Below are 22156 nucleotides of genomic sequence, written 5' to 3' on the forward strand. Positions count from 1 at the left end.
GTCCCAGCCTCTTTTTCTATAGTGGACCATTCCCTTCCACTCTTTTACATAATGGGTTGTACTGCCCTTTCCAAATACCATAAAATAGAATGATAGAAGGGATGCGAAAAATGCGATACATATCAGGTATCTGTCTTTGTTTATTATTGTTGGCCGGCTGTCAGGAAGAAACAGCCCCTGTATCGATCGAACCACCATCACAAGCACGAAGCGTTCCAGCTATATCCTATGCAATCAATCAATCAGGATTGCAGGTCACGACGAACAGCGGGGAGGATTGGATGCAGGTTCCTGTGGAAGTCGACGAGCTTTTTAGAGGAGAATACCAAGGCTCCAAAACGGAACTGATCGATCAAAGTTATAGCTTATCCGAAGGAAGACTGGCTTTTATCATCGGCGGCATGGGGCACACAGCTGTTTTATCATCCACGGACCAAGGCAGGACTTGGGAGACAGCGGAACTTCCTGATGCAATCGAAGGTGTCCGCTTACGTATCATCGGCTTTACTAGTGAACAGGATGGCTTCGTCATTCTGTCAGGCGGCAGAACCATGTCGGCGGAAGGCAACCAAATTTACCAAACAGCAGACGGCGGCAGGACATGGACTCTGACAGGCAGTGCACCCAGCGAACGGATTGTCCAGAGCGGCACATTCGTCTCCAAGGATATAGGCTTCATGACTTTCGGCTTAACAGGTCCTGCAGAATACTATCGTACAACTGACGGCGGAGCAAATTGGGGAGCGTTTGAAGTTGAATTGCCCGGCATATACGATGAGATCTTTACGGTAATGGAATCAGCAGAATTCGAAGGCGACCAGCTCATCATGACAATGGGACAAGGTTCAAACGGCGATTATTACGGCGGGAATGTGAAAGCCACACTTGTCTCAGACGACAATGGTGCCACATTCGACATGACTGGATTGATTGACCCCGACGATGTCATGACAGAGGAAGAAGAAGCAAATTGGCGGGAGAATGATTCTTACTATTAAGATATAAATAAGGCTTCAGCTCTTTGTTTTGAGAGCTGAAGCCTTTGATATTCACGACATGAATTAAATACTTTACTTATAGAATCAATTATAGTTTAGCATAGGAAAGTCATGCATTTTCACTGTCATTCTCTTTAGCAGGCTGCTAGGCTTACTTTCACTGTTCGATAAACATCCCATATCCCCAAACGCTAAAAAGCTGTCTTTGGCGCGAGATACGGCTACGTTCAATAAGCTTTTATTCGCATCAATAAAGAAACATCCGTCATTGTGACCATAAACAGTTGACATGATGATGATTTTTCTTTCTCCACCTTGAAAAGTATGGACAGTTCCAACATCCACAAGCGTCCGTAGCTCTTTCGAAAGCTTGTTCTTGATAACAGAGACTTGTGCCTTGAATGGAGTAATGATACCTACTAGCATTTTCTCCTCCTCACCCTGATAGCTTTCCTTGATTGCTGAGAAATTCTCATTTAACCATTCAGCAATTTTACTTGCTTCTTTTTCATTATATCTGCTTCCAGCTCTTTTTTGAGAATGCGCAGTAGTGACTTGTACGTGCCCTAAAGGCTTTATGGACAAGCTAGCTATCTTATTATCATCATCTAGTGCAGCTTTTCCTCTTTTAGGCTTTAAATTCCCCTTGTATACCAACCGGTTGCAGTATTCAATTATCTCATCATAACAGCGTCTATGTTCACTTAAGAATAATCCCCTATCGCTGTATTTTTCATATCTGCAGCTCTTGCATGCCACTTTCATAATACTGGATCCTGATGTATTCAAACCAAGATCACTGAGTTTGTCAAACTCTTCAATTGAATTGATGACTCCACTGGAAAGGGCCAAAGAAATATCCAAAGATTTATTAATATTCCATACCGGTTCGATTTGATGGACATCACCAACCACTACAGCTCGTTTGGCCAAAGAGAAAGAACATGCTGCAATCTCCGGTGAGACCTGCCCCGCTTCATCTACGATCAATAAATCGATGTAATCATATAGATAATGTTCTTTTCCGTTATCATATGCCAATAACATTTTAGGGAGCTGGTAAAAAGTCATAACGAAACATGGAGATACCATACTCAAGTTCTCATACATCCTTTGAAGAACGTTTGGAAAGTTTTTTCCTTTCTGATTGTCCGTCAGTCTCCTTGCCTGCAGCCATCGACATTCATAGTAATGGACTGCCAGCCAGAAAGAAGCATACTTAGCAGTGGTATCCAAGAACTCATTGAGACCACATAATGAATTCATATTTACATCATTTGAACTTACAATCTTTAAATCGACTAACTTTCTAATATAATCCTTATATTTTGTTGTAAGATCAATTACTTTGCTCTCCAGGCTCTTTAGATTTTCCATTTCATTTCTTATATCCTGTGTTTTTTTACTATATATAGAAATGATCTCATCTTCATTCATTGACTCATTTATATATGTTTCCTCCGGTTGAATGAAGTATCGGATACGATCTTCCTTTCTCTTTTTAAAGTTCGGCAAAAAACCAAACCATCGAATCATTTTTGGCAGCTTATTAAAATGAGCTATCCATTCATCGATTCTGGCGCTGATTGCATTATACTGCTCCTCTAACTGAACACGCTGCCTTCCTAAAATCTCAATGTATGTCTCCATATCGTATTCACTGGTGAATTGTTGATTAAATTCCTCCATTACAGACAAAAGGCTCTCTCTTATTCCGTTAACTTCTGTAAGTCTCTCCCAAATAGCTGACTCGCATTCCAAAATATCAGTAAACGCTTGTCCGAAATAATCCTTGCAAGCATTCAGCATTTTAACAGTAGATTCTTTTATGTTATCTTCACTTTCCAATTTATCGAAAAAATGTTTACCACGCGGATTAGTGAACTGAAATCCCTTTCTTTTTGCTTCTTCCTCCTTACTTATAGAGGGGAAGTACACAGCAAAGCTATCAACTCCTGTTATCCATCTTGTTTCCAAATCACTTTCCGTCCATTGTTTCTCCATTTTTCCGAACGACTCAATAATATTTGTTACTGCTTGATTATTCGTTGACGATGCAACTATCACTGGTGCGGTTTCTTTCTTAATTGCTCGTTCAACAAAAAGATTTGCAACTAATGATTGAAGCAATGTTGTTTTCCCTGTACCAGGTGGCCCATTTACAGCAAGAATTTCCCCTTCGTCCATTGCATTAAAGTGATGAAGGCATTCCCTTTGTGATGGGGATAAAGGGTACTCTCCCCCCATTTGCCCCAGGTGCTTTTTCATATTTGAGGAATTGTCTGCGAGCAAAGGGGTCAATGGAGTTACTTCTTGCTTCATAAAATTCTGATATAATGTGTGCTGACTGAGATCACTTGTCAATAAATGATCATATAGCTTCAGCAGGGCCGCTGTAGAGTTTATCGTTTCATCTCTGATAATATATATTTTTTCATCCAGTTCCATACCGTTGACCAGATTGGCAGTGATTTTGGTTTTAGTGACTTGTTCATACATATCACAGACAAATGTATAGTATTCTTCCCAACTCGACATTTTTTTGAGTCTATAAAAATTATCACTGAAAAATTCATCGAAGTCGTTCAGTGATCCAACAGCGATGTCTTGGTCTATTATCGGTGTAAGATGTTCCCTTGCTATCCAAGGATATTTATTATCAGATGGTTCCAATACCCCCTCAGAAGTAAGCGTTGCTGGAACATAATAGATACCATTTAAATCGTCCAGTTCATGTTTGTCATACTTTTTTTCCTGGCCATCAAAGATTGTTTTTATAGACTTAACTATAAGTATGACAGGAAGAGTTTGCTGACTGAATTTCTTTTTATTTTGTAATCTGTCAAAGTGCTTTTTGTCTGTCTTGCCATATTGAATTTCATTGATGGACGCAACTGCAAATTCATTATTTTTAAAATCAATTCTTAGTTTAGAAGCAATACTATCCCTGAAATACTTTGTCATGTTAAACGTCATGTTGTTTGAACCCTCCAATGGAACCCGTACATTCCTAAGTGGTAAATCTATACATATATATACTATCGGAAAATTATATCATCTTTTTAATACAAATTATTCCTGACTCATGAATTCAGAAAAAGATACGTTGTTCATCCACTTTATTTAATACTGTCTTCATCTAAAAAGAGATATTCCTTATCTGCCTCTTCATAGAAATATGACCCCTATGATGCAAATAAAAAAGAAGCTGTGGCTTCCCTTCAATAAGTGGAAGTCATCAGCTTCTAACAAAGCTATTTATTAATTTAGAGATAACACTGCCACGCACTCCACATGCATCGTATGCGGGAACAAATCAACCGGCTGCACTTGGTCCAATGTATAACCGAATTGTTCGAGTTCCTTGACATCGACTGCAAATGATTCTGGGTTGCAGGAAACATAAACGATCCGCTTCGGCTGGGATCGGCCGATCTTTCGCATTACTTTACCGCCTGCGCCGGAGCGCGGCGGATCCAGCAATAGCAAATCAGGAGTTCCCAGCTGGTCCAGTACACGGTCAATGCCATATCTTGCGTTTTCAGCCAGGAAGTATGTGTTGTCAATGCCGTTATCTGCTGCATTTCGTTTCGCAGATTCAATGGAGCTTTCCACGATTTCGATGCCGGCAAGCTTTTCCACCCTGCTGGCAAATGGAAGGGAGAAGGTCCCCACTCCGCAGAACAGCTCCAGCATTTTTTCATCTTTCTTCGGCTGGGCCATTTCAAGGGCAAGGTCGATCAGTTTCTGAGCCTGTACCGGATTCGTCTGGAAGAATGTATCGAACCAAAGACGATAGCGATAGCCTCCGATTTCATCATAAATGAAATCACGTCCCGCCAAGACATGTGTATCCTCTGACTGTGTACGGTCAGCCCAATCCGTATTGACAAGCCATAGCAGACTTTTCACCTTTGGATGTTTTTCCTCGATTCGCTGCTTTAAATCCTCTACCGCTTGTGCCAATTCCCCATCAGGAGTTTCTGTCGCAAACAGCCCCAGCATGATTTCGCCCGTGATGAACGACTGCCTTACCATCAAATGACGAAGCAGACCTTCGTGTTTCTCTTTGTTATAGCCGCTCAATCCATGATCTTTGGCCCATGCCGCCACTTCCATGACGGCATCCTTCATATCGCCGCCGGCGATCAGACATGTTTCAAGCGGGATGATATTGCGGAAATTCCCCTGTTCATGCAAGCCCATCGAGCCATCCGCAGCAAATGTGAACTCCATCTTATTGCGGTAATGCCATGGATTGTCCATGCCGATGGTGTCCTTCACCAGTGCAGGATCAAAGCCCTGACCGATCAATGATTCCTTCACATGAGCTGTTTTTTGTCTTAACTGTCCCTCGTATTGCCAGTGCTGCCATGCACAGCCGCCGCAAAGATCAAAATGAGGGCATGGTGCCGCAACACGTTCCGGACTGGCCTCCATCACTTCCTCCAAAGCAGCTTTTGATCTTTTCGCATGCGGCCAAGCTACCGTTGCCCGCACTTTTTCGCCTGGCAATGTTTTGGGAATTGTCAGTTTCACCTTACGCGGCTTATCCTGTCCTCTATCGATCCATACTGCGGCCTGGCCAGACCCTTTATTGTCTAAATGGCTGATTTCTGTTTCCATGACTCTTGGTTCCATGATTTCACGTGCCATCTTCATTTTACTTTTCCTCCTTTCTTACGGAATCGATTAATCTATCATATAATGAAAGGTAATTTCTTAAAATGATTCCTATACTTTTTTATCATGTTTTGCCGCTGGATGCCAGATAAATATTTCAACGGCTTTCCTATGCGGCCCATTCTCTAAATGAGGCATACCGATTAGGGACACTCTTAGTCCATAAGCTTCCTCCACATTCCGAGCAAAAAGCATTTGCTGGCATCTTGCTATCCGCGACTCTCCTTGATGTTCCAAACTCATTTTCTGCCATGTCTCTTTTTACTTTTACTATTACCTCGCTGCCGCTTTCATTAAGTTGAGTATCAGTCGACTCAACTACCTGGTGCGGCTGGCCACAATCTGGGCAATAGTATCCAAACTTGTTTATCTTGTTATCCTGCAAGTTTACCGCAGGTACATAAGCTGAATCCCCTCTCATCGTAGTAAAACTGATGGCAAAGAAGGTAGGTCTAACAGGTTTTACTCTTCCGCTCCGTATCCACTCTGAATGGTACCTTATTAGTGATTCCGTCTTAGTAATAACGTGAACGATTGCTCCTGGAATGATTTCCTTTATCTCCTCTGGCCATTTCTTTGTGAGAGATGGAGGAACCATTACACAACAAAAATAACCTTTTTGACCTTTATTTTTATGATAAGCATCCGCAATAGCAGCAAGCATAGTTGTCTTACCGGTGGACATCTCACCTTGAATGATGAAATTATCTTCATGTTTCAACCGCTTTGCAATTGCAGTAGAAACGTGGGCCTGAACTGGAAACAACTCTCTCTTATAACTACTGAAATGCTCTGATACTTCATCTTCCATGGGGTTATGAGTAGGCATAACTTGAGCAGAAATCTTCTCAATCATGTCATCAACGTAGTTGGTCATATAGCTATTGAGATCCACTACATCATGTAAGTTCTCGCCTTTACCATGCTTAGGAAACTGCAGCTTTCCTGCTTTAATTAATTTTGAAATTAAAGCATCCGCTTCATGCTCTACCATTCTTAGTCTGAGCAATGTAAAGCCTTCTTGAAATAATCCAGGATCCTTGTAGAAGTCTACTCTCTCCAAATAATTGTGTAGGACCAATTCCTGATACACACAATCTTTCCATTCAGGAAGTATATGTAATCCGTATTGTCCCCCGCCAAGTATTTGTCTAAGATTTTCTGCAGGATCATCCCCAAATGAAAGAATATATTCTTCATTTGATAAGACTTTATCGTGGACTATAGCTAGTGCCTTAGTTCCGTTTGCAAGGGTTATTGGAAACTTCTCATACTTCCCTTTCTCTGAGCTAAATTGAAACTCTTTTTCGAAAGAAAACTGAGATAGACCTTTTACACCATGTCCGAAATAAAGGCCATTGCTACCTATATCTACGGCTGCTTTCATTGCTTCAAGTGTAGAGTCACTTCCGGATATGATAGCAAAGAGTAAATTAGGCGGCACTTGTGCCTCATTTTCAGTCTCTTCAACAGCAAGCGAATAACAATATGCATCCTGCCAAGCCTGGTCCATATATATATCAATCATCTTAGGAGAATCTTTCTCATTTACTAAATCCCATTGAACTTGATTCATTTTATTACCTAAACACCAAAGGATAGAGGTTTCTCTCTATCCTCTAGCAATAGGAGTCACCTCCATTTTTAGTTATTCATGTACTTATACGATTTCAGAAGCTTCATCCCTCACCTTAGCAAAATCCGAAATAGAGATTTTTAGCTTTTCGGCTTGGATAGCTTTTGAAATTCCGAGTTCTTGAAGTCTTTTTTGGTCTTCTGACGCCAACTGATGTAGATGACTCTTCAGCCAATCGAATTGATTTGGTGTCATAATAGTAAACCCCTTACGTTTATTATTCTCGTTACTTCTGAAAGATTTACTTGCCGCCAATTAGATTGGCTTTCCCATGATTTCATAAAAAGCATCCTCTCTCTTTTGTTTTATATAGAAAAACGAGAAGCCTGGTTAACACCATGTTTCTCGTAGATCCCGCTGAGGGCATAAAAAAACAGCCCTTGAGTTTAATAGTAGGAATAAACCTAGCTATCAACCACAACAGCGGCGCCTATGCGATATTCTGTCTCACCTTTGAATCTCCATATGACTTTCTTTTGATGGACCTTTTCTAAGGCGGAGATAAATTTCAAAGCTTCCTGCAGCGCCTCTTTTTTATTGCGAGTCTTACAGCGATAAAACTCTCTTTTATCACCTTTGTAAATGTACTCAATCTGAGCTCTTGCCTTCATAACCCGTTCGAACCTTGCTAAGCCATTACTTCTTGAATTTGTACTTAATTTTGCTGTGTTGCTCCCCATGTTTAAAACATCCTTTCTGAAGTTAATTTATATAAAACGCAAAAAAGCGCTCTTCAGAGTCTATTAAATACACTAATGTGTAGACAATAGCTCCAAAGAGCGCGTTACGTTTCATAATAAGGTTAATTAATCACCGCGAACCAGTAATGGTTGCTTTAAAAATAGAAATGGTATTTTAATTACATAATTTTACTATAGTTTTTCACAAGATGAAACATTGAATAATTATTGAATAGAATCACTCTATAAAATAGAGCTACCGTGGAATTAATTCTGTAAGATCGTAAGCAATCTAATTATATCCTGAATTATTCCTGTAACTTATAGTAGTATAGTGGAATTCCTTTCGGACTCTGTGGACCGGCAATAACAATATAAGCAGGTTTATCTATATTATAATCGTTATAATAATAGTAAAACTCTCCCAATTTAAGATCTGTCGTGATTTTAAGGTCAATAGATTTTCCTTCCTGGTAATCACTGAGGATATTAAATAAGCCTCGATTGTCTTGCTTTAAAGCATCACTAGTATAAGCAACTGTTGCAAGGTTAATAAAGCCTTTATATTGCTCATATATTGCAAACTTGTTTTTTATATCAAGATTACTACTACTCTTTTTTGTAATTTTAATAGGTAGTTCAAAAACAACATCTTGTTTGTCCGGATAATCCTCGCTTTGTTTTATTAGCGGCTCGCTAGCTTTACCATAAGTCAATTCTAAATCACCCATGGTAATAACTTCACCAGCATGTACATCTACTCTGTATGTTTCAAAGTGCTTACGTTCATCATTTACAATATTTACTCTAACAATGAATCCTATAATAATGACTAAAATAACGGGAATTATAATATAGATATATTTATTTTTAAATTTACTCATTCATAACCGCGCCTTCAGAAATAGTGTATGTATCATCAGCCACTTGTTCTAGGAAATCATGATCATGACTTGTTACTATAATTGTCTTTCCCTCAGACTTTAGCGTCTTTAAGATTCTGATCAGTTGTTGTATCCCCTTCTCATCTAATGCATTTGAAGGTTCATCAAGCAATAGCAAGTCTGGGTTCTCCATTATTGCTTGCGCTATACCTAAACGCTGTTTCATTCCCAGGGAATATTTTTTATATTTTCGCTTATCATTAGGGTCTAATCCAACTAAACTAATAGTGTTCTTAATCTCTTCTTCACTAATTCTATTTTTAACTTTCGCTAAGAATAATAAATTTTTATAACCAGTGTAATCGGGAATGAAGCTTGGATACTCAATTAATACACCAATACTTTCAGGAAATGGCGTATCTTTTCCTACAATTTTGTTATTCACTAATACTGTTCCTTCGGATGGCTTGACTAAACCAGCAATAGCTCTTAAAAGCATTGTCTTTCCAGATCCATTATAACCACGAATTCCATGGATCTTTCCCTTTTCAAGAGAAAGATCTATATTATTTAAAATAACCTGTTTCTTGATTATCTTTGATACATTTTCACATCTTACATACAAGGTTAATTCTCCCCCTTTTCACTTATAAGGTCTATTTTTTTCACAATAATCATTTCAATAGTAAAGAAAATTAAAACTAGAATACCTACCCAAGAAAACAAAGTTATTATATTCTGTTTTAACATAATGGATTCACTCCAACGACTGAACATTGTATAATTGCCGATCAGAAAAATATTTTTACTAAAAATAGAAAGAAAGTTAAATGTAAACACTATAATGAAAGTAATTATTTCACCTATAATGACACTTCCAATCTCAAAAAATATCGCTTCTAAGAATAAGGCCATAATTAAAAAAAAGTAGAAAATAGATACAATCTTCCAATTTGTAATGAAAGAAGGCTCTATGCCAAACATCAAATACTGTAATAGGGACACTAGAAAAATACATAAAAGAAATACTGATATGTATAAAGCGGTATATATCAACAATGAAATTATCTTACTTATCACAAATCTTCTAAACCCTGTGCGCATAATAATAAAGCCACTGCTTTTTGTTAAGTCTACCGCAAAGAATGTTCTTAATGAAATAAAGAAAAGAAGCTGAAAAACCAACCAAAGATAAGGAATCCGAAACTCCCCAGTACGTTTAAATTCTTCAAGGTCACTTTCTGAAAAACCATTCCAAAACCGACTAATAGATATCCATTCTGTTTCTTTGCTTATATTATTTAACTCAAAAATAAAAATAAAAAAGAAAGTAATAAGCAAAAAAAGTACAAACTGAATTATTACAAGATGCTTACTGTAATGAAATCTCATTAGAACATCTCTTTTTATCATTGATAACATGAAACACTCACTCCTCTTTTCTTCGGATTACATCGGTTAGTACTAAAAGGAGTCCTATCAATAATAAGATATTTTCAAGCAATGCAAAGCTTGTCCCAAAAAGTGAGAAACCTGGCCTATATAAGAGCTTAGTAGAGCTAAATAAGAAATGTCCTAGCACATATTGGTCGCAAAGTGTTAGTAAAAATACAATTATAAAACTAGCTTCTCTTGAAAATTTCTTTGCTAAAATAGTAACCAATAAGCCTATATTTATTAGGTTAAGAAAACAGAATATTAATAGGAAAGAAATATTTAAGACGTCGTTTGCAGTAATAGTTTTAGATGCTAAAGGAAAACAAGCAAATGTTATTATGCCAATTAGTAAAGTTCCCCAAAATGCAATAATGCTTAATTGTATAATATAAAGAAATAGCAATTGCTTAGGATTATTTATTCTTATTTGAATATATATCGAGATGCTTTGTAGATTACCTAATAGTGAGGTTATTAGAACAAACGGAACTAAGAACCAATAAACCCACCTGTAATAGTAATCAAGATTATAAGTAATAACATGAAAGGGCCTCGGGATATTATCGTTGGTATCATGAAGAACAAATAAAATAAAAAAGTAAGATACTAATAATAAAATTCCGAGCGCTATATATGTGTATAAATTTCTTCGATTTACGAAGAAATATCTTATGCTAAATTTAATAAGGTTAGTATTTATCAATATTTCTACCACCATTAATAACAAGGATACAAGTACTAATAACTACAAAAATACAAAATAGCAAGACACTCCAGAGATATACAGGAACTGGTGGATGCATTCCTAAGAAATACAATGGTGATAAGCTTACTCCTAAGAAATCCCCTAATACTGACATAAGTAAATTTATTAGTACAGGTATAGCTATTACTACTAACGTTACCCGGAAATATAAACAAAGCATTGTACCAAAAGTAGCAAAAATGCTCCCAATCAAACCTGATAAACAAATATAAATCAATGTATGTATCAGGGGATATTTCAACTCAATATCATAGAACAATGTTTCAAATGAATTTATTCCATCTATATAATAGATGAATGGATTGGGTGAAATGGTCGGAAATGTAAGGGAAAATAGAAGGAAGTTCAGCAAAATTGGTAATGAAATTACCACAAAACCTGCGAGTGCACTTACTAATAGCATAGAAGATAAATACTTATACTTTCCAGATCTCATATCATTAGATGATGATATTTAGTTTTTTTATCAATAAGAAGCTGAGTACTAAAAGGCAGCACTGCTAGGATAGGCAACATCATAAAAAACATATTTACAATTTCAGACATACTGACATTCAGCCAAAGGAGATATGCTGAATTTGGAATAATGGACGTCTCATTTGTTGAGATACTTGTAGTTTGCAAGAAGTGTGCCATTGTTATGAAACAACCAATTAAAATACTAATATAAAAAAATTTACTATGTAATAACCTGCTAAATTGAACTGCTAGCAAAATGCTCATAACTCCTTTCCTTTTTAGGAAGGATAAACGCTAGAATACCTATTATGTAATTTTAATTAAAGGCCTACTACAGTTGTGCCGCTCTCCGGGTTATAATCAGGACTCCAGTTAACCTTCGCTTTTACAGTCTTATACCATAAATCCATATGTCCATGGAAACGAACCTGTACTCCATCGAAAAAGTCTTCATAAGCAGTATTATAGACTTCGTATTTTTTTCCAGGGTTAATAGGGAATAAACCTTTATTATTAACTCTAACCCAATCTGTTCCTTTTCCGTAATGTGCATCTGCTTGAGGCTCAACGGAGAACTTATAACTTGATGTATTTTTAATATACATAGAAGATGATGAACCTTTTCTTCTTGCATTTGTATTATCATTTTCATCAAAGCCAGAAAAAGCAAAGGTGAATGTAGAATCTGTGTAGTCTGCAGGCTGAGCTGCTTGTACACTAATTGCAGCTGAACCAAAAGCACCTAAAAATACTAATAATGCCAAAATCTTTTTTAATAAAGTAATTTTACCCAACTCCTCAAAATATTACTAGCATTTATCCTATGTCACACTACCATGGTCCTACTCGAATGGTCAATATTAACTATATTTTTTAAGAAAAAAAAACTAAATTTCTTGTAATAGTGATCATTTATTAAGGGAATTTTGTTTGATCTCTATGCATACTATGTGTGTACGACTGCTTGGTGCAGCTTTTCCTCAATCTGCACCACTTCTCGATCAGTACCTTATACTTCCGGATAGAAATAACTGTAGCATTTGATAATGCTAAATAAAATAACGAGAAAAAGCATCTACTTTCTCTCGTTATTTTATGTTATTTGATTTTTTCTTTTGTTATAGAAACTCAAAATTCTTTCCATCATAAAGCTAATCTCGTCAAAAAAATCTACCCTTATCATTTATTTTACCTCTGAAGCATTTCTTGCATCTACCTTACTAACTCCATGTACTGTTCTTCGTTGTAACAAATACAATAGCCAATCCCCTGCAGGTAACCATCTAATTTCACGGCATCAGCAGCTTTAATGTTAGGTATGTGCTCATTAAGCTTATTTTCAAATTCCGCCTCGTCTTCATCATTATCAGGTAAGTATCGTCAAAATATCGGCTTATAAAAAGATGCAGCTCAAAAAATATCTTTAAACAAAAAAAGACTCGATCCGGATTAAGGAATCGAGCCCTTTCAAGTGAAGGATCAAGGATATTCAATCGGGGTGCCAGGTCCGATCGGCAGCCCAATCCACATCCAAATCAGCATCATCACCACCCAGCCGAGGCTGAAGACAATGGAGTACGGAAGCATCGTCGAGACCAACGTCCCGATTCCGACCTTCTTATCATATTTTTGAGCGAAAGCGATGACGATGGCAAAGTATGGCATCAATGGGGAGATGACATTTGTGGTTGAATCCGCTATTCTGTACACCAGCTGTGTGAATTCAGGTGAATAGCCTGACAGCATCATCATCGGGACGAACACAGGGGCCATGATCGCCCATTTAGCAGAAGCGCTGCCGATGAACAGATTGATGAAGCCAGAAACGACAACGAAGGTCAGGATCAGGGGCACTCCTGTAAAACCAGTTGCATCAATGAAAGCTGCACCTCTTACTGCCAAGACAGTACCAAGGTTCGATTCATTGAAATAAGAAACGAATTGAGCCGCAGCAAAGGCTAAGACGATGTACGACCCCATCGTTGCCATTGTTTCCGATAATTGATCAGCGACATCCTTATCATTTTTGATTTCTTTTGTGAGCAGCCCATAAACAAGACCCGGGATAAAGAATACGATCAGGATGACCGGAACCAGCGTATTCAAAAATGGTGCGTCGATGATATTGGCTTCTCCCGCCCGCAATGGTCCCCATGAAGGAATGACGAGCAAGGCAATCCCTATAAGGGTAAGGAGAAATGCAATAAGTGCTCCCCATAGACCCTTCTTCTCTTGCGGCCTGAGGTAATTGACATCTTCATTTACACTGCCTTTATAAGTGCCTAAACGAGGTTCCACGATTTTATCGGTGACCCATGTACCTAAAATTGTGAGCAGGAAAACAGACGCGAACATGAAGTAAAAGTTCATCGCATAATTGATACCCTCCGCATAATCCGGGCTGATAATCGCCGCCGCGTCCTGCGTCATGCCTCCAAGCAGCGGATCAAGCGAAGTCAGCAGGAGGTTTGCACTATAGCCGCCGGATACCCCGGCAAATGCCGCAGCCAGACCAGCCAATGGATGACGCCCAAGCCCTGCGAACAACACCGCTCCCAACGGAGTCAGCACCACATATCCTGCGTCAGCTGCCATACTGGACATGACACCGCCGAATACCAAAGCTGCCGTCATCAATGTACGCGGAACAGATGTCACAAGCCCGCGCAAAGCCGCACTGATCAATCCAGAGCGTTCTGCAATCCCGATACCAAGCATCGTTACCAGCACAGTCCCAAGCGGTGCGAAATCGGTAAAATTTGTTACCGCACTTTCGAACAGATAGAGAATCCCTTCTGCGTTCAGCAGATTTTTGACCGCGATTGTTTCCCCTTCATTGACCGGGTCTTCTACACTGACCCCGATGGCAGAAAAAACCGCGGATAAAACAACAACAATCGCCGCAAAGATGAAAAACAATGTTACCGGATGAGGAAGTTTATTCCCGACACGTTCGATACCATTCAAAGCACGCATGACGAAACCATTCTTTTGTGACTGTTCCACGTTTTAATCCCCCTATTCAGACTAGATTAAAAATTCAAACAATCGTATGAAAATAACACCCTAAGTATAGACAAGAGCTCCCATGAATGAAATAGGCAAAATAGCCAGTTGTAGGAGCTGCAGCTATACATGAAAAAGACCTAGCATCCGGAAAGATCACTTCACGAACACCAGGTCTAAATCAGGATATTCATTTACTTTGCATATCTGTGCTGAGCCAGCTTAATTCCTTCCGCCGCGCGTGTTGGATCTTGCCTTTCCTCTTCTTTGTTCATCCGGCTTCTTACCCTCGCCGTTCTTTTTCTCCCTCGGAGCATAGGAGTCTTTTACCATGGAATACCCCTCCTCATTGAATTGGTACAGGGTTAGGATTACCGTAATAGAGCGTGTTATACAGGCTGCAGGTCCGGGCGGCCGGTCTTTTTTTTGCACGTATTCCGCCCGGCATCCATAAATCATAAATCATCTTCCTTCAAAAGGACAAATATCCCCATTTGGTTGACTCCCTACTCCCGTCTCCTTATTACCAGCAATGAAGCAGCAGGTAAAATAAACAAAACTAACGGAATAGCCCATATCAGGGATTTCTTGATAAACAAATTCCGTTCATAATCACTGGCTAAGAATGGCTTCTCAACTTGGTATTCCCCGTCTTTAGTTTGGATTCGAATGTCCTTTACCTGGACCAAGTTATCTTTTTGTTTTAAATCAAGCCAATCCCCATTGACCTCATTCAGACTTTTGACGACTTCTTTTAAACCATCAAGTCCAAGATAAGGATGGTAAAAAGCGGATAAATATGATTGGCTGTATTTTGATCCAGTTTCTATTTTAGCGTTCAATTTCTCCATGGCTTTGGCATCGCCTTGCTCGATATAACCCAAAGTCTCTGGATAAATAATCATACCATGCAGGAAATCGGGTTTCGATTCATGCATGGGGGCATACTCGCTTTGCCATGTTGAATCAGTAAGCTGCAATTGCCCGACATAAGAAGAGAAATGTTTAGAGACTATACGATAACCTTGCTGGGAGATTGCATAGTGCGGCGCCTCAAAAGCAATCGGATATAAATCATGTGCAACCAGCTCCTCCACACCGCTTCTGATTGCATTTTCCATATATCCCTTCTCGTATTTTTCTCCTTTCTTTACAAATTCATCATACTCCTCAGCAGTTGAAAAATCCGATCTTTGCTTCGCTTTATCTTTGGCTGGTTGATAAATGGGCCGATCATTCTCCGCATCCCAAAATTCAAATCCCTCTCCTGTCTCTGAGCTGCGGTATTGGTGCTTGTAACCATGCATGATGATACTTGCGCCGTTTTCTTGCATATACCGCAATGTATCCACTAATTTCGGCGAATCAGAGAGATGAACAATTTTGTCTTTATTTTCATATACAGGAATCACCGCAACCATATACGGGATATTTTCCTTCTTCAAATATTCAGCTTGTTCCCGCAATAATTCCGGATCTGCCATTGGATGCACATCCTCCAGTCTCAGATATTTGACGGTCCCCTTGCTCCCGTCATTCAGAAAAAGACGAAACGACTCCGTGACTACCTCCCCGAAAGGGTTATACAGATTCTGCCCGGAAAAGTAATAATCATCTTCCTCATTCACCACAAGAGGCAATGATCCGCTGCCATCCGCTTTATATCCAAACCCCGAGACCTCTGCATCGTCTGCAGATACCAGCTGACGAATATCCATAAGCTCTCCTCTTTCGTATACAATTCAGGTTTCCTAACTTCTTTAGTTATATCATATTGGAAATCCTCCTAGATAAGCCATTGTTTTGCAGTCCTTTTGCTCTTGCATGCCATACCGAATCATCCCCCCACAATGGTACCCATGCCTCCAATCGATGGGCACGCTTTCCGCGCATTGGACCAATTCGGTATTGATTTATCGGGTGCAAAACGATGGGAAGGTATGAAACCAAAAAAACAGGAGGATTTATAATGGCCTATAAAGATTTTCGCGATTTTCTTTCTACATTGGAAAAAGAAGGGCAGCTTTTGACCATAAGTGATGAAGTGAAGCCTGAACCTGACATTGCAGCGGCTACAAAAGCAATGAGCAAAATGGGCGCTGAAACGCCTGCCATGCTATTTGATAATATTTATGGCTATACAGATGCAAAAGTAGCTATGAATGTAATGGGTTCCTGGCCAAACCATGCGTTGATGATGGGATTGCCGAAGAACACGCCTCTGAAGGATCAATTCTTTGAATTCGCCCGTCGATATGATCAATTTCCCATGGAAGTAAAACGGGAAGAGACTGCACCATTTCATGAAGTGGAAATTACGGAGGACATCAATCTTTTTGAGATTTTGCCATTGTTCCGTTTGAACCAAGGAGATGGCGGTTTCTATCTGGATAAGGGTTGTGTCATTTCCCGCGATGTGGAAGACCCGGAAAACTTCGGCAAACAAAATGTCGGTATCTACCGCATGCAAGTAAAAGGAAAAGACCGCATAGGGATCCAGCCAGTCCCGCAGCATGATATTGCCATCCACTTGCGTCAGGCAGAAGAACGAGGCGAAAATCTGCCTGTGGTCATTGCCCTTGGAAATGAGCCTGCCATCACGACAGCCGCAGCAACACCACTGCTTTATGATCAATCCGAATATGAAATGGCAGGAGCCATTCAAGGCGAGCCATACCGAATTGTAAAAGCCAAAGATTCCGATCTTGATATTCCTTGGGGAGCGGAAGTCGTACTTGAGGGTGAACTTTTGGCAGGCGAACGTGAATTCGAAGGTCCGTTTGGCGAATTCACCGGCCACTATTCCGGCGGAAGAAGCATGCCTGTTATCAAAATCAATAGAGTCTATCATCGTAAAAACCCTATATTCGAACATCTTTACATCGGCATGCCATGGACAGAAACAGATTACATGGTTGGTATCAACACCAGTGTGCCTTTGTATCAGCAATTGAAAGAAGCATTTCCAAACGAAATCGTGGCAGTGAACGCCATGTACACACATGGATTGGTAGCGATTGTATCCACGAAGCGCCGTTATGGCGGTTTTGCCAAGGCAGTGGGAATGCGCGCCATGACTACACCGCATGGACTAGGCTACTGCAAGATGGTCATCGTTGTGGATGAGGATGTCGATCCATTCAATCTTCCACAAGTGATGTGGGCACTATCCACCAAGCTGCATCCAAAACATGACACTGTCATCATTCCTGACCTATCTGTCCTTGCATTGGATCCTGGTTCCTCACCAGCAGGTATCACGCACAAAATGATCCTGGATGCAACGACACCATTGGCACCGGAAACAAGAGGCCATTACTCACAACCTCTTGATTCCCCGCTTGATGTGGATAAATGGGAACAACGGTTACGGGAATTATTAAAATAAAAGGAGTGTTCGATATGCATACTTGCCCTCGATGTGAATCAAAAGAAGCCACTGTTGTAGCAAAGTCGCCAGTTGAAGGTGCTTGGGAAGTCTATATGTGTCCGGTATGTATTTTCACATGGCGTTCCATTGAACCGGAAACGATCACGAACCCAGAAAAATATAATCGTGCTTTCAAGGTTAATCCAGATGATATCCCATCTGCAGAGAATGTTCCGGCTCTTCCTGCCAGATATATAAAATAATAAAAATACCATATAACAGGGCTAGTCTGTAACAGGCTAGCCCTGTCCTGGTATATCGATTTTCAGAAAGGATGTGCAAGCATGGAAATATCGGAAGAATTGTATGAGCTGCTCAATGGATCCGATTTGCAAGACAAACAGCATGAAGCAATGCTTTTCATGACAGTGACCGAGGATGGCTGGCCGCATAATGCCATGGTCAGCGTCGGGGAAGTCGTAGCTTTGGATAAAGAAAATCTAAGAATCGCACTTTGGCCGGGAACCACCACGGCAAAGAACTGTATACGAACCAAAAAGGCCACACTGGTATCCGTATATAAAGGAAAGGTCTTTTATGTCCGTCTTGCCTTGAGTCCCCTTGGCGTACTGGCAGACGCCAAGCATCCTTTGGAGCGATTTGCGGCAAAGGTGATTTTTTATAAAGAAGATACCGCTAAATATGCGGAGATTACTTCCGGCATCCACATTGACTTGAAGGATCCGGAGTCCGTCCTTGATCGTTGGAAAGAGACAATCCGGGAAACACTGTGGTAAGGAGGTGCAGCTATGGACGAGTCTTCCATCCGGGAGAACCGGAAAGACGAGCATGTACAGCTTGCATTGACTGCCGAAAAGGCAGCCCGCTCTGATTTTGATGATTTAACCTTCATTCACCGCTCCCTTCCTGAAACGAATCTAGATGAAATTGATGTAACCGCAAAAGTGGGGAATCTGCAGTTGGATTCCCCTTTGTACATCAATGCCATGACAGGGGGCAGTGTGAACACAGGAGCAATCAATGCACAGCTGGCAGAGGCAGCTGCAAAAACCGGTATTGCCATCGCGGTTGGCTCCCAGCATTCCGGCCTGCGAAAGGCATCACTCGCAGATACCTATAAGGTGGTCCGCAAAAAAAATCCCGCTGGTATCGTGTTCAGCAATGTTGGAGCGGATGTATCAACGGACTTCGCTTTACGAGCGATCGACATGCTGGAAGCAGATGCGCTCCAGATTCATTTGAATGTTCCCCAGGAAGTCGTGATGCCTGAAGGTGAGCGGCAATTTTCAGGCTTGCTCAGGAAAATCGAGACCCTCCTCACAAAGACATCCATACCTGTGATTGTAAAGGAAACTGGTTTTGGCATGAGCTTCGAGACCCTCTCCCAGCTGCAACGTATCGGTGTGCGATATGTAGATGTCAGCGGCCGCGGCGGCACGAATTTTATTACGATTGAAAACGAACGGCGGGCGGAAAAAGATTTCCGTTACCTGAATGGCTGGGGGCAGTCGACACCTGTTTCTTTGCTGGAAGCTCAGCCATTTTTACAGGATATGACCATCCTGGCCTCCGGCGGCATACGCAATCCATTGGATGCAGCGAAATCATTGGCACTTGGAGCAGCTGCAGCCGGTGTTGCCGGCTCCTTTTTAAAGATACTGCACACAAAAGGTACAGACGGCTTGATCAAGGAAATAAACAGGTGGAAAACGCATTTGAAAATGATCTTTCTTATGCAGGGCACCCGTTCCATCCAAGACATGCAGCGTAATCCCATCATGGTGACTGGATCACTTCGTGAATGGTGTGAACTTCGTGGGATTTATCCAGAAAAGCTTGCCAGACGGAAAAAGATATAGCCAAATAAAGACTGCTGCCTGTCAATGGCAGCAGTCTTTATTATGGTACGACTCATTTCATTTCGGACAATCGTTCAGCTGTCTTGGCAATATTTTCATATGCATTTTTCAACTCGCCAATGGTCCCATAATTTTTATGTATACTATCCATGACTTGATTCACCATTTCCGACATGGCTTCCATGGATTGCGTAATCTGCAATAATTGCTTCGATATATCCTCGGCGGAGCTTTTGCTGGTATCGGCCATCTTACGGACCTCATTGGCAACGACGGAAAATCCCTTCCCATGCTCTCCTGCTCTTGCTGCTTCAATGCTGGCATTGAGCCCGAGTAAATTGGATTGATCCGCTATGCCTTTTACAGTGGAAGCCATCGTCTTAATCTCGTTTATATTGTCTTTCACGACATCGAATTCTTCGATAAGTTCCCCCATATCGGTAACTGCCGATTCAGAGGAGCGATGCACTTCATTTGTGCTTTGGTTCATCTCTTTTACCAGGGACATGAATTCCGAAGAGCTGCTCTTCAGGATATTTTCCTGATTGGTGATATCCGTCGCAATTTTAATGATACTATCCACTTTTCCTTCCGCATTGATGACTGGTGTATAAAAAGCATCCAGCCATAGGGTGCTTCCGTCTTTCCTGACTCGCTCCACCTTATTATGATATAACTTATTGGCCCGGAGATTCTCCCAGAATACTTCATAATCCCTGCTGGCAGAAAATGCGCGCGGACATAATTCTCTATGATGCATCCTTTGCAGTTCTTCTGTGCTGTATCCGACCACTTGGGAAAAATTGTTGTTCGCCCATGCTATTTTTCCTTGTGAATCAAATACAATCATTGCCACGGCCCGCTCTAAGGCTGTGAATAAATGTTCCCGGTTTAAATCAACTGGCATAAAATCCCTCCACTTATTTGTCATACAATATTCATTACGTTCATACTACTTATCGGCTGTATGTAAAGATTGTAAAGTGTGGAGTGGTTTCTTATTTATAAAGGATAACTCGGGACGATTACAATCTCAAGCTGCACAAATACGCTTTCTCCAGATTACATCATGTATGTTTCCCATGAATCACGTTTCTTGCCATCCGGAATATTCTATTTCCCGGCTTCGAAATCCTCCCTATAAAACTGACCATTATGCTGCATCTGCAATACGGGATCGATGCCATATTTCTGTATGGCTCAGCACGTTTCAAAAGACTTCGTCATCTCCCAACCGAACAAAAAAGACCCGGAAATCGGAAATACCACTTCCAAAATCCAGGTCGGAACTTGTCTTGCTTTTATTCATCGGACATATCAGCACGCTCTTCCTCAAACGCATCAAGCAATGCACGTGCTTCATCGGTTGACTTTGTATTCATCAGATTATTCCTTAACTGACTTGCTCCTTTAAATCCTTTGACATAGATTTTAAAGAAGCGAGGAAGCGGCTTGAAGGGACGCTTTACGTCTTGTGAATACTTGTCATGGAGATCCAAGTGCAGCCGCAAAAGATCCAGCAATTCTTTGCTCGTATGCTCTTTCGGCTCCTTTTCGAAAGCAAATGGATTTGTAAAGATACCGCGCCCGATCATGATTCCATCCACACCGTATTGTTCAGCTAGTTTCAAGCCGGTTTCACGATCCGGGATATCGCCGTTGATCGTAAGAAGTGTATCTGGTGCCACCTCGTCACGAAGTTTCTTGATTTCCGGGATTAATTCCCAATGCGCATCGACCTTGCTCATTTCCGCCCTTGTACGCAGATGGATGGAAAGATTGGCAATATCCTGCTTCAAAACATGTGTCAGCCAATCACGCCATTCGTCTACCTCTGTGTAGCCAAGCCTTGTCTTCACACTTACCGGCAACCCGCCTGCTTTTGCTGCTTGTATCAATTCCGCTGCAACTTCGGGACGGCAAATCAGACCGCTTCCCTTTCCATTCCCTGCCACATTCGGCACAGGGCAGCCCATATTGATATCCACACCTTTAAAGCCTTGCGCTGCCATCCCAATGCTCATTTGACGGAAGTTTTCCGGTCTGTCCCCCCATATATGCGCCACCATCGGCTGTTCATCCTCTGTGAAGGTCAAACGGCCGCGCACGCTATCCTTCCCATCCGGGTGACAATAGCTCTCCGAGTTGGTAAACTCCGTAAAGAAAACATCTGGTCTGCCAGCTTCACTCACGACATGACGGAACACAACATCCGTCACATCTTCCATTGGCGCCAGAACAAAAAATGGTCGTGGTAAATCACGCCAGAAATTATCTTTCATATATAAAATTCCTTTCATTATATATACCAATATAAAATCTTATCATATAACTCCCTGTTACACTTATAGCATGCT

The 22156-nt window shown here is 40.7% G+C and carries 18 protein-coding genes; 5 read left to right on the plus strand and 13 right to left on the minus strand.

Going from position 1 to position 22156, the window contains the following annotated elements; all coding sequences use genetic code 11:
- The first annotated feature begins 110 nt into the window (after nt 1-110).
- Nucleotides 111-998, plus strand: coding sequence for a WD40/YVTN/BNR-like repeat-containing protein (locus CHH53_RS04710; RefSeq protein WP_095214973.1), 888 nt, complete (start codon nt 111-113; stop codon nt 996-998).
- A gap of 84 nt (nt 999-1082) precedes the next feature.
- Here CHH53_RS04710 and CHH53_RS04715 read toward each other — a convergent pair whose 3' ends face one another.
- The 11 genes from CHH53_RS04715 to CHH53_RS04775 all read right to left on the minus strand — a co-directional run bounded on the left by CHH53_RS04715 (nt 1083) and on the right by CHH53_RS04775 (nt 16267).
- Nucleotides 1083-3974, minus strand: a complete 2892-nt coding sequence (locus tag CHH53_RS04715; RefSeq protein ID WP_095214974.1) for a DEAD/DEAH box helicase — start codon at nt 3972-3974, stop codon at nt 1083-1085.
- Nucleotides 3975-4259: 285 nt separating this feature from the next.
- Nucleotides 4260-5660 carry a 23S rRNA (uracil(1939)-C(5))-methyltransferase RlmD gene (gene rlmD / locus CHH53_RS04720; protein WP_233134845.1) on the minus strand — a complete coding sequence of 467 codons (1401 nt, stop codon included), beginning with the start codon at nt 5658-5660 and terminating at the stop codon, nt 4260-4262.
- A gap of 130 nt (nt 5661-5790) precedes the next feature.
- On the minus strand, nt 5791-7257 hold the full coding sequence (locus tag CHH53_RS04725) for a DEAD/DEAH box helicase family protein (RefSeq protein WP_095214975.1): 1467 nt from the start codon (nt 7255-7257) through the stop codon (nt 5791-5793).
- Nucleotides 7258-7341: 84 nt separating this feature from the next.
- The gene (locus CHH53_RS17290; protein ID WP_158221484.1) at nt 7342-7512 is read right to left on the minus strand and encodes a hypothetical protein; all 171 of its coding nucleotides are present in this window, start codon (nt 7510-7512) and stop codon (nt 7342-7344) included.
- Nucleotides 7513-7721: 209 nt separating this feature from the next.
- Complete coding sequence (locus CHH53_RS04730; protein WP_095214976.1) at nt 7722-7997, minus strand: DUF6018 family natural product bioysynthesis protein; 276 nt, start codon at nt 7995-7997, stop codon at nt 7722-7724.
- Between the two features lie 308 nt (nt 7998-8305).
- Entirely contained in the window at nt 8306-8881 is a 576-nt protein-coding gene (locus tag CHH53_RS04735) for a hypothetical protein (protein WP_095214977.1), read from the minus strand.
- Nucleotides 8874-9506, minus strand: a complete 633-nt coding sequence (locus tag CHH53_RS04740) for an ATP-binding cassette domain-containing protein (RefSeq protein ID WP_233134852.1) — start codon at nt 9504-9506, stop codon at nt 8874-8876. Before CHH53_RS04740 ends, CHH53_RS04735 begins: the two co-directional genes overlap by 8 nt.
- Before the next feature lie 2 nt (nt 9507-9508).
- Complete coding sequence (locus CHH53_RS04745; RefSeq protein WP_095214978.1) at nt 9509-10303, minus strand: hypothetical protein; 795 nt, start codon at nt 10301-10303, stop codon at nt 9509-9511.
- Nucleotides 10304-11863: 1560 nt separating this feature from the next.
- The gene (locus tag CHH53_RS04760) at nt 11864-12337 is read right to left on the minus strand and encodes a hypothetical protein (protein ID WP_143594465.1); all 474 of its coding nucleotides are present in this window, start codon (nt 12335-12337) and stop codon (nt 11864-11866) included.
- 685 nt (nt 12338-13022) lie between these two features.
- The gene (locus CHH53_RS04765; RefSeq protein ID WP_095214982.1) at nt 13023-14549 is read right to left on the minus strand and encodes an AbgT family transporter; all 1527 of its coding nucleotides are present in this window, start codon (nt 14547-14549) and stop codon (nt 13023-13025) included.
- A gap of 506 nt (nt 14550-15055) precedes the next feature.
- Nucleotides 15056-16267 carry a DUF2334 domain-containing protein gene (locus CHH53_RS04775; RefSeq protein ID WP_095214984.1) on the minus strand — a complete coding sequence of 404 codons (1212 nt, stop codon included), beginning with the start codon at nt 16265-16267 and terminating at the stop codon, nt 15056-15058.
- A gap of 251 nt (nt 16268-16518) precedes the next feature.
- On the opposite strand from CHH53_RS04775, the gene CHH53_RS04780 reads away from it, so the two are divergent.
- The 4 genes from CHH53_RS04780 (at nt 16519) to fni (ending at nt 19799) form a co-directional block, all read left to right on the plus strand.
- Nucleotides 16519-17937, plus strand: coding sequence for a non-oxidative hydroxyarylic acid decarboxylases subunit C (locus tag CHH53_RS04780; RefSeq protein WP_095214985.1), 1419 nt, complete (start codon nt 16519-16521; stop codon nt 17935-17937).
- A gap of 14 nt (nt 17938-17951) precedes the next feature.
- Nucleotides 17952-18182 carry a non-oxidative hydroxyarylic acid decarboxylases subunit D gene (locus CHH53_RS04785; RefSeq protein ID WP_095214986.1) on the plus strand — a complete coding sequence of 77 codons (231 nt, stop codon included), beginning with the start codon at nt 17952-17954 and terminating at the stop codon, nt 18180-18182.
- 81 nt (nt 18183-18263) lie between these two features.
- Entirely contained in the window at nt 18264-18716 is a 453-nt protein-coding gene (locus CHH53_RS04790; protein WP_095214987.1) for a hypothetical protein, read from the plus strand.
- 12 nt (nt 18717-18728) lie between these two features.
- Nucleotides 18729-19799, plus strand: a complete 1071-nt coding sequence (gene fni, locus CHH53_RS04795) for a type 2 isopentenyl-diphosphate Delta-isomerase (RefSeq protein ID WP_095214988.1) — start codon at nt 18729-18731, stop codon at nt 19797-19799.
- Nucleotides 19800-19851: 52 nt separating this feature from the next.
- Here the strand turns inward: fni and CHH53_RS04800 are convergent, their stop codons facing one another.
- Both CHH53_RS04800 and CHH53_RS04805 read right to left on the minus strand, forming a co-directional pair.
- Complete coding sequence (locus CHH53_RS04800) at nt 19852-20706, minus strand: methyl-accepting chemotaxis protein (RefSeq protein ID WP_095214989.1); 855 nt, start codon at nt 20704-20706, stop codon at nt 19852-19854.
- A gap of 394 nt (nt 20707-21100) precedes the next feature.
- Nucleotides 21101-22081, minus strand: a complete 981-nt coding sequence (locus CHH53_RS04805) for a tRNA dihydrouridine synthase (RefSeq protein ID WP_095214990.1) — start codon at nt 22079-22081, stop codon at nt 21101-21103.
- Between the last annotated feature and the right edge of the window lie 75 nt (nt 22082-22156).

This window comes from Terribacillus sp. 7520-G, assembly GCF_002271665.1.
Lineage (GTDB): Bacteria > Bacillota > Bacilli > Bacillales > Amphibacillaceae > Terribacillus.

Excerpts from the sequence above, each read along its gene's own strand:
- CHH53_RS04805 (WP_095214990.1), bottom strand. The coding sequence starts at position 22,081 with ATGAAAGATAATTTCTGGCGTGATTTACCACGACCATTTTTTGTTCTG.
- CHH53_RS04780 (WP_095214985.1), top strand. The coding sequence starts at position 16,519 with ATGGCCTATAAAGATTTTCGCGATTTTCTTTCTACATTGGAAAAAGAA.
- CHH53_RS04800 (WP_095214989.1), bottom strand. The coding sequence starts at position 20,706 with ATGCCAGTTGATTTAAACCGGGAACATTTATTCACAGCCTTAGAGCGG.
- CHH53_RS04745 (WP_095214978.1), bottom strand. The coding sequence starts at position 10,303 with ATGTTATCAATGATAAAAAGAGATGTTCTAATGAGATTTCATTACAGT.
- CHH53_RS04785 (WP_095214986.1), top strand. The coding sequence starts at position 17,952 with ATGCATACTTGCCCTCGATGTGAATCAAAAGAAGCCACTGTTGTAGCA.
- CHH53_RS04790 (WP_095214987.1), top strand. The coding sequence starts at position 18,264 with ATGGAAATATCGGAAGAATTGTATGAGCTGCTCAATGGATCCGATTTG.
- CHH53_RS04775 (WP_095214984.1), bottom strand. The coding sequence starts at position 16,267 with ATGGATATTCGTCAGCTGGTATCTGCAGACGATGCAGAGGTCTCGGGG.
- CHH53_RS04725 (WP_095214975.1), bottom strand. The coding sequence starts at position 7,257 with ATGAATCAAGTTCAATGGGATTTAGTAAATGAGAAAGATTCTCCTAAG.
- CHH53_RS04710 (WP_095214973.1), top strand. The coding sequence starts at position 111 with ATGCGATACATATCAGGTATCTGTCTTTGTTTATTATTGTTGGCCGGC.
- rlmD (WP_233134845.1), bottom strand. The coding sequence starts at position 5,660 with ATGAAGATGGCACGTGAAATCATGGAACCAAGAGTCATGGAAACAGAA.
- CHH53_RS17290 (WP_158221484.1), bottom strand. The coding sequence starts at position 7,512 with ATGACACCAAATCAATTCGATTGGCTGAAGAGTCATCTACATCAGTTG.
- CHH53_RS04715 (WP_095214974.1), bottom strand. The coding sequence starts at position 3,974 with ATGACGTTTAACATGACAAAGTATTTCAGGGATAGTATTGCTTCTAAA.
- CHH53_RS04730 (WP_095214976.1), bottom strand. The coding sequence starts at position 7,997 with ATGGGGAGCAACACAGCAAAATTAAGTACAAATTCAAGAAGTAATGGC.
- CHH53_RS04735 (WP_095214977.1), bottom strand. The coding sequence starts at position 8,881 with ATGAGTAAATTTAAAAATAAATATATCTATATTATAATTCCCGTTATT.
- fni (WP_095214988.1), top strand. The coding sequence starts at position 18,729 with ATGGACGAGTCTTCCATCCGGGAGAACCGGAAAGACGAGCATGTACAG.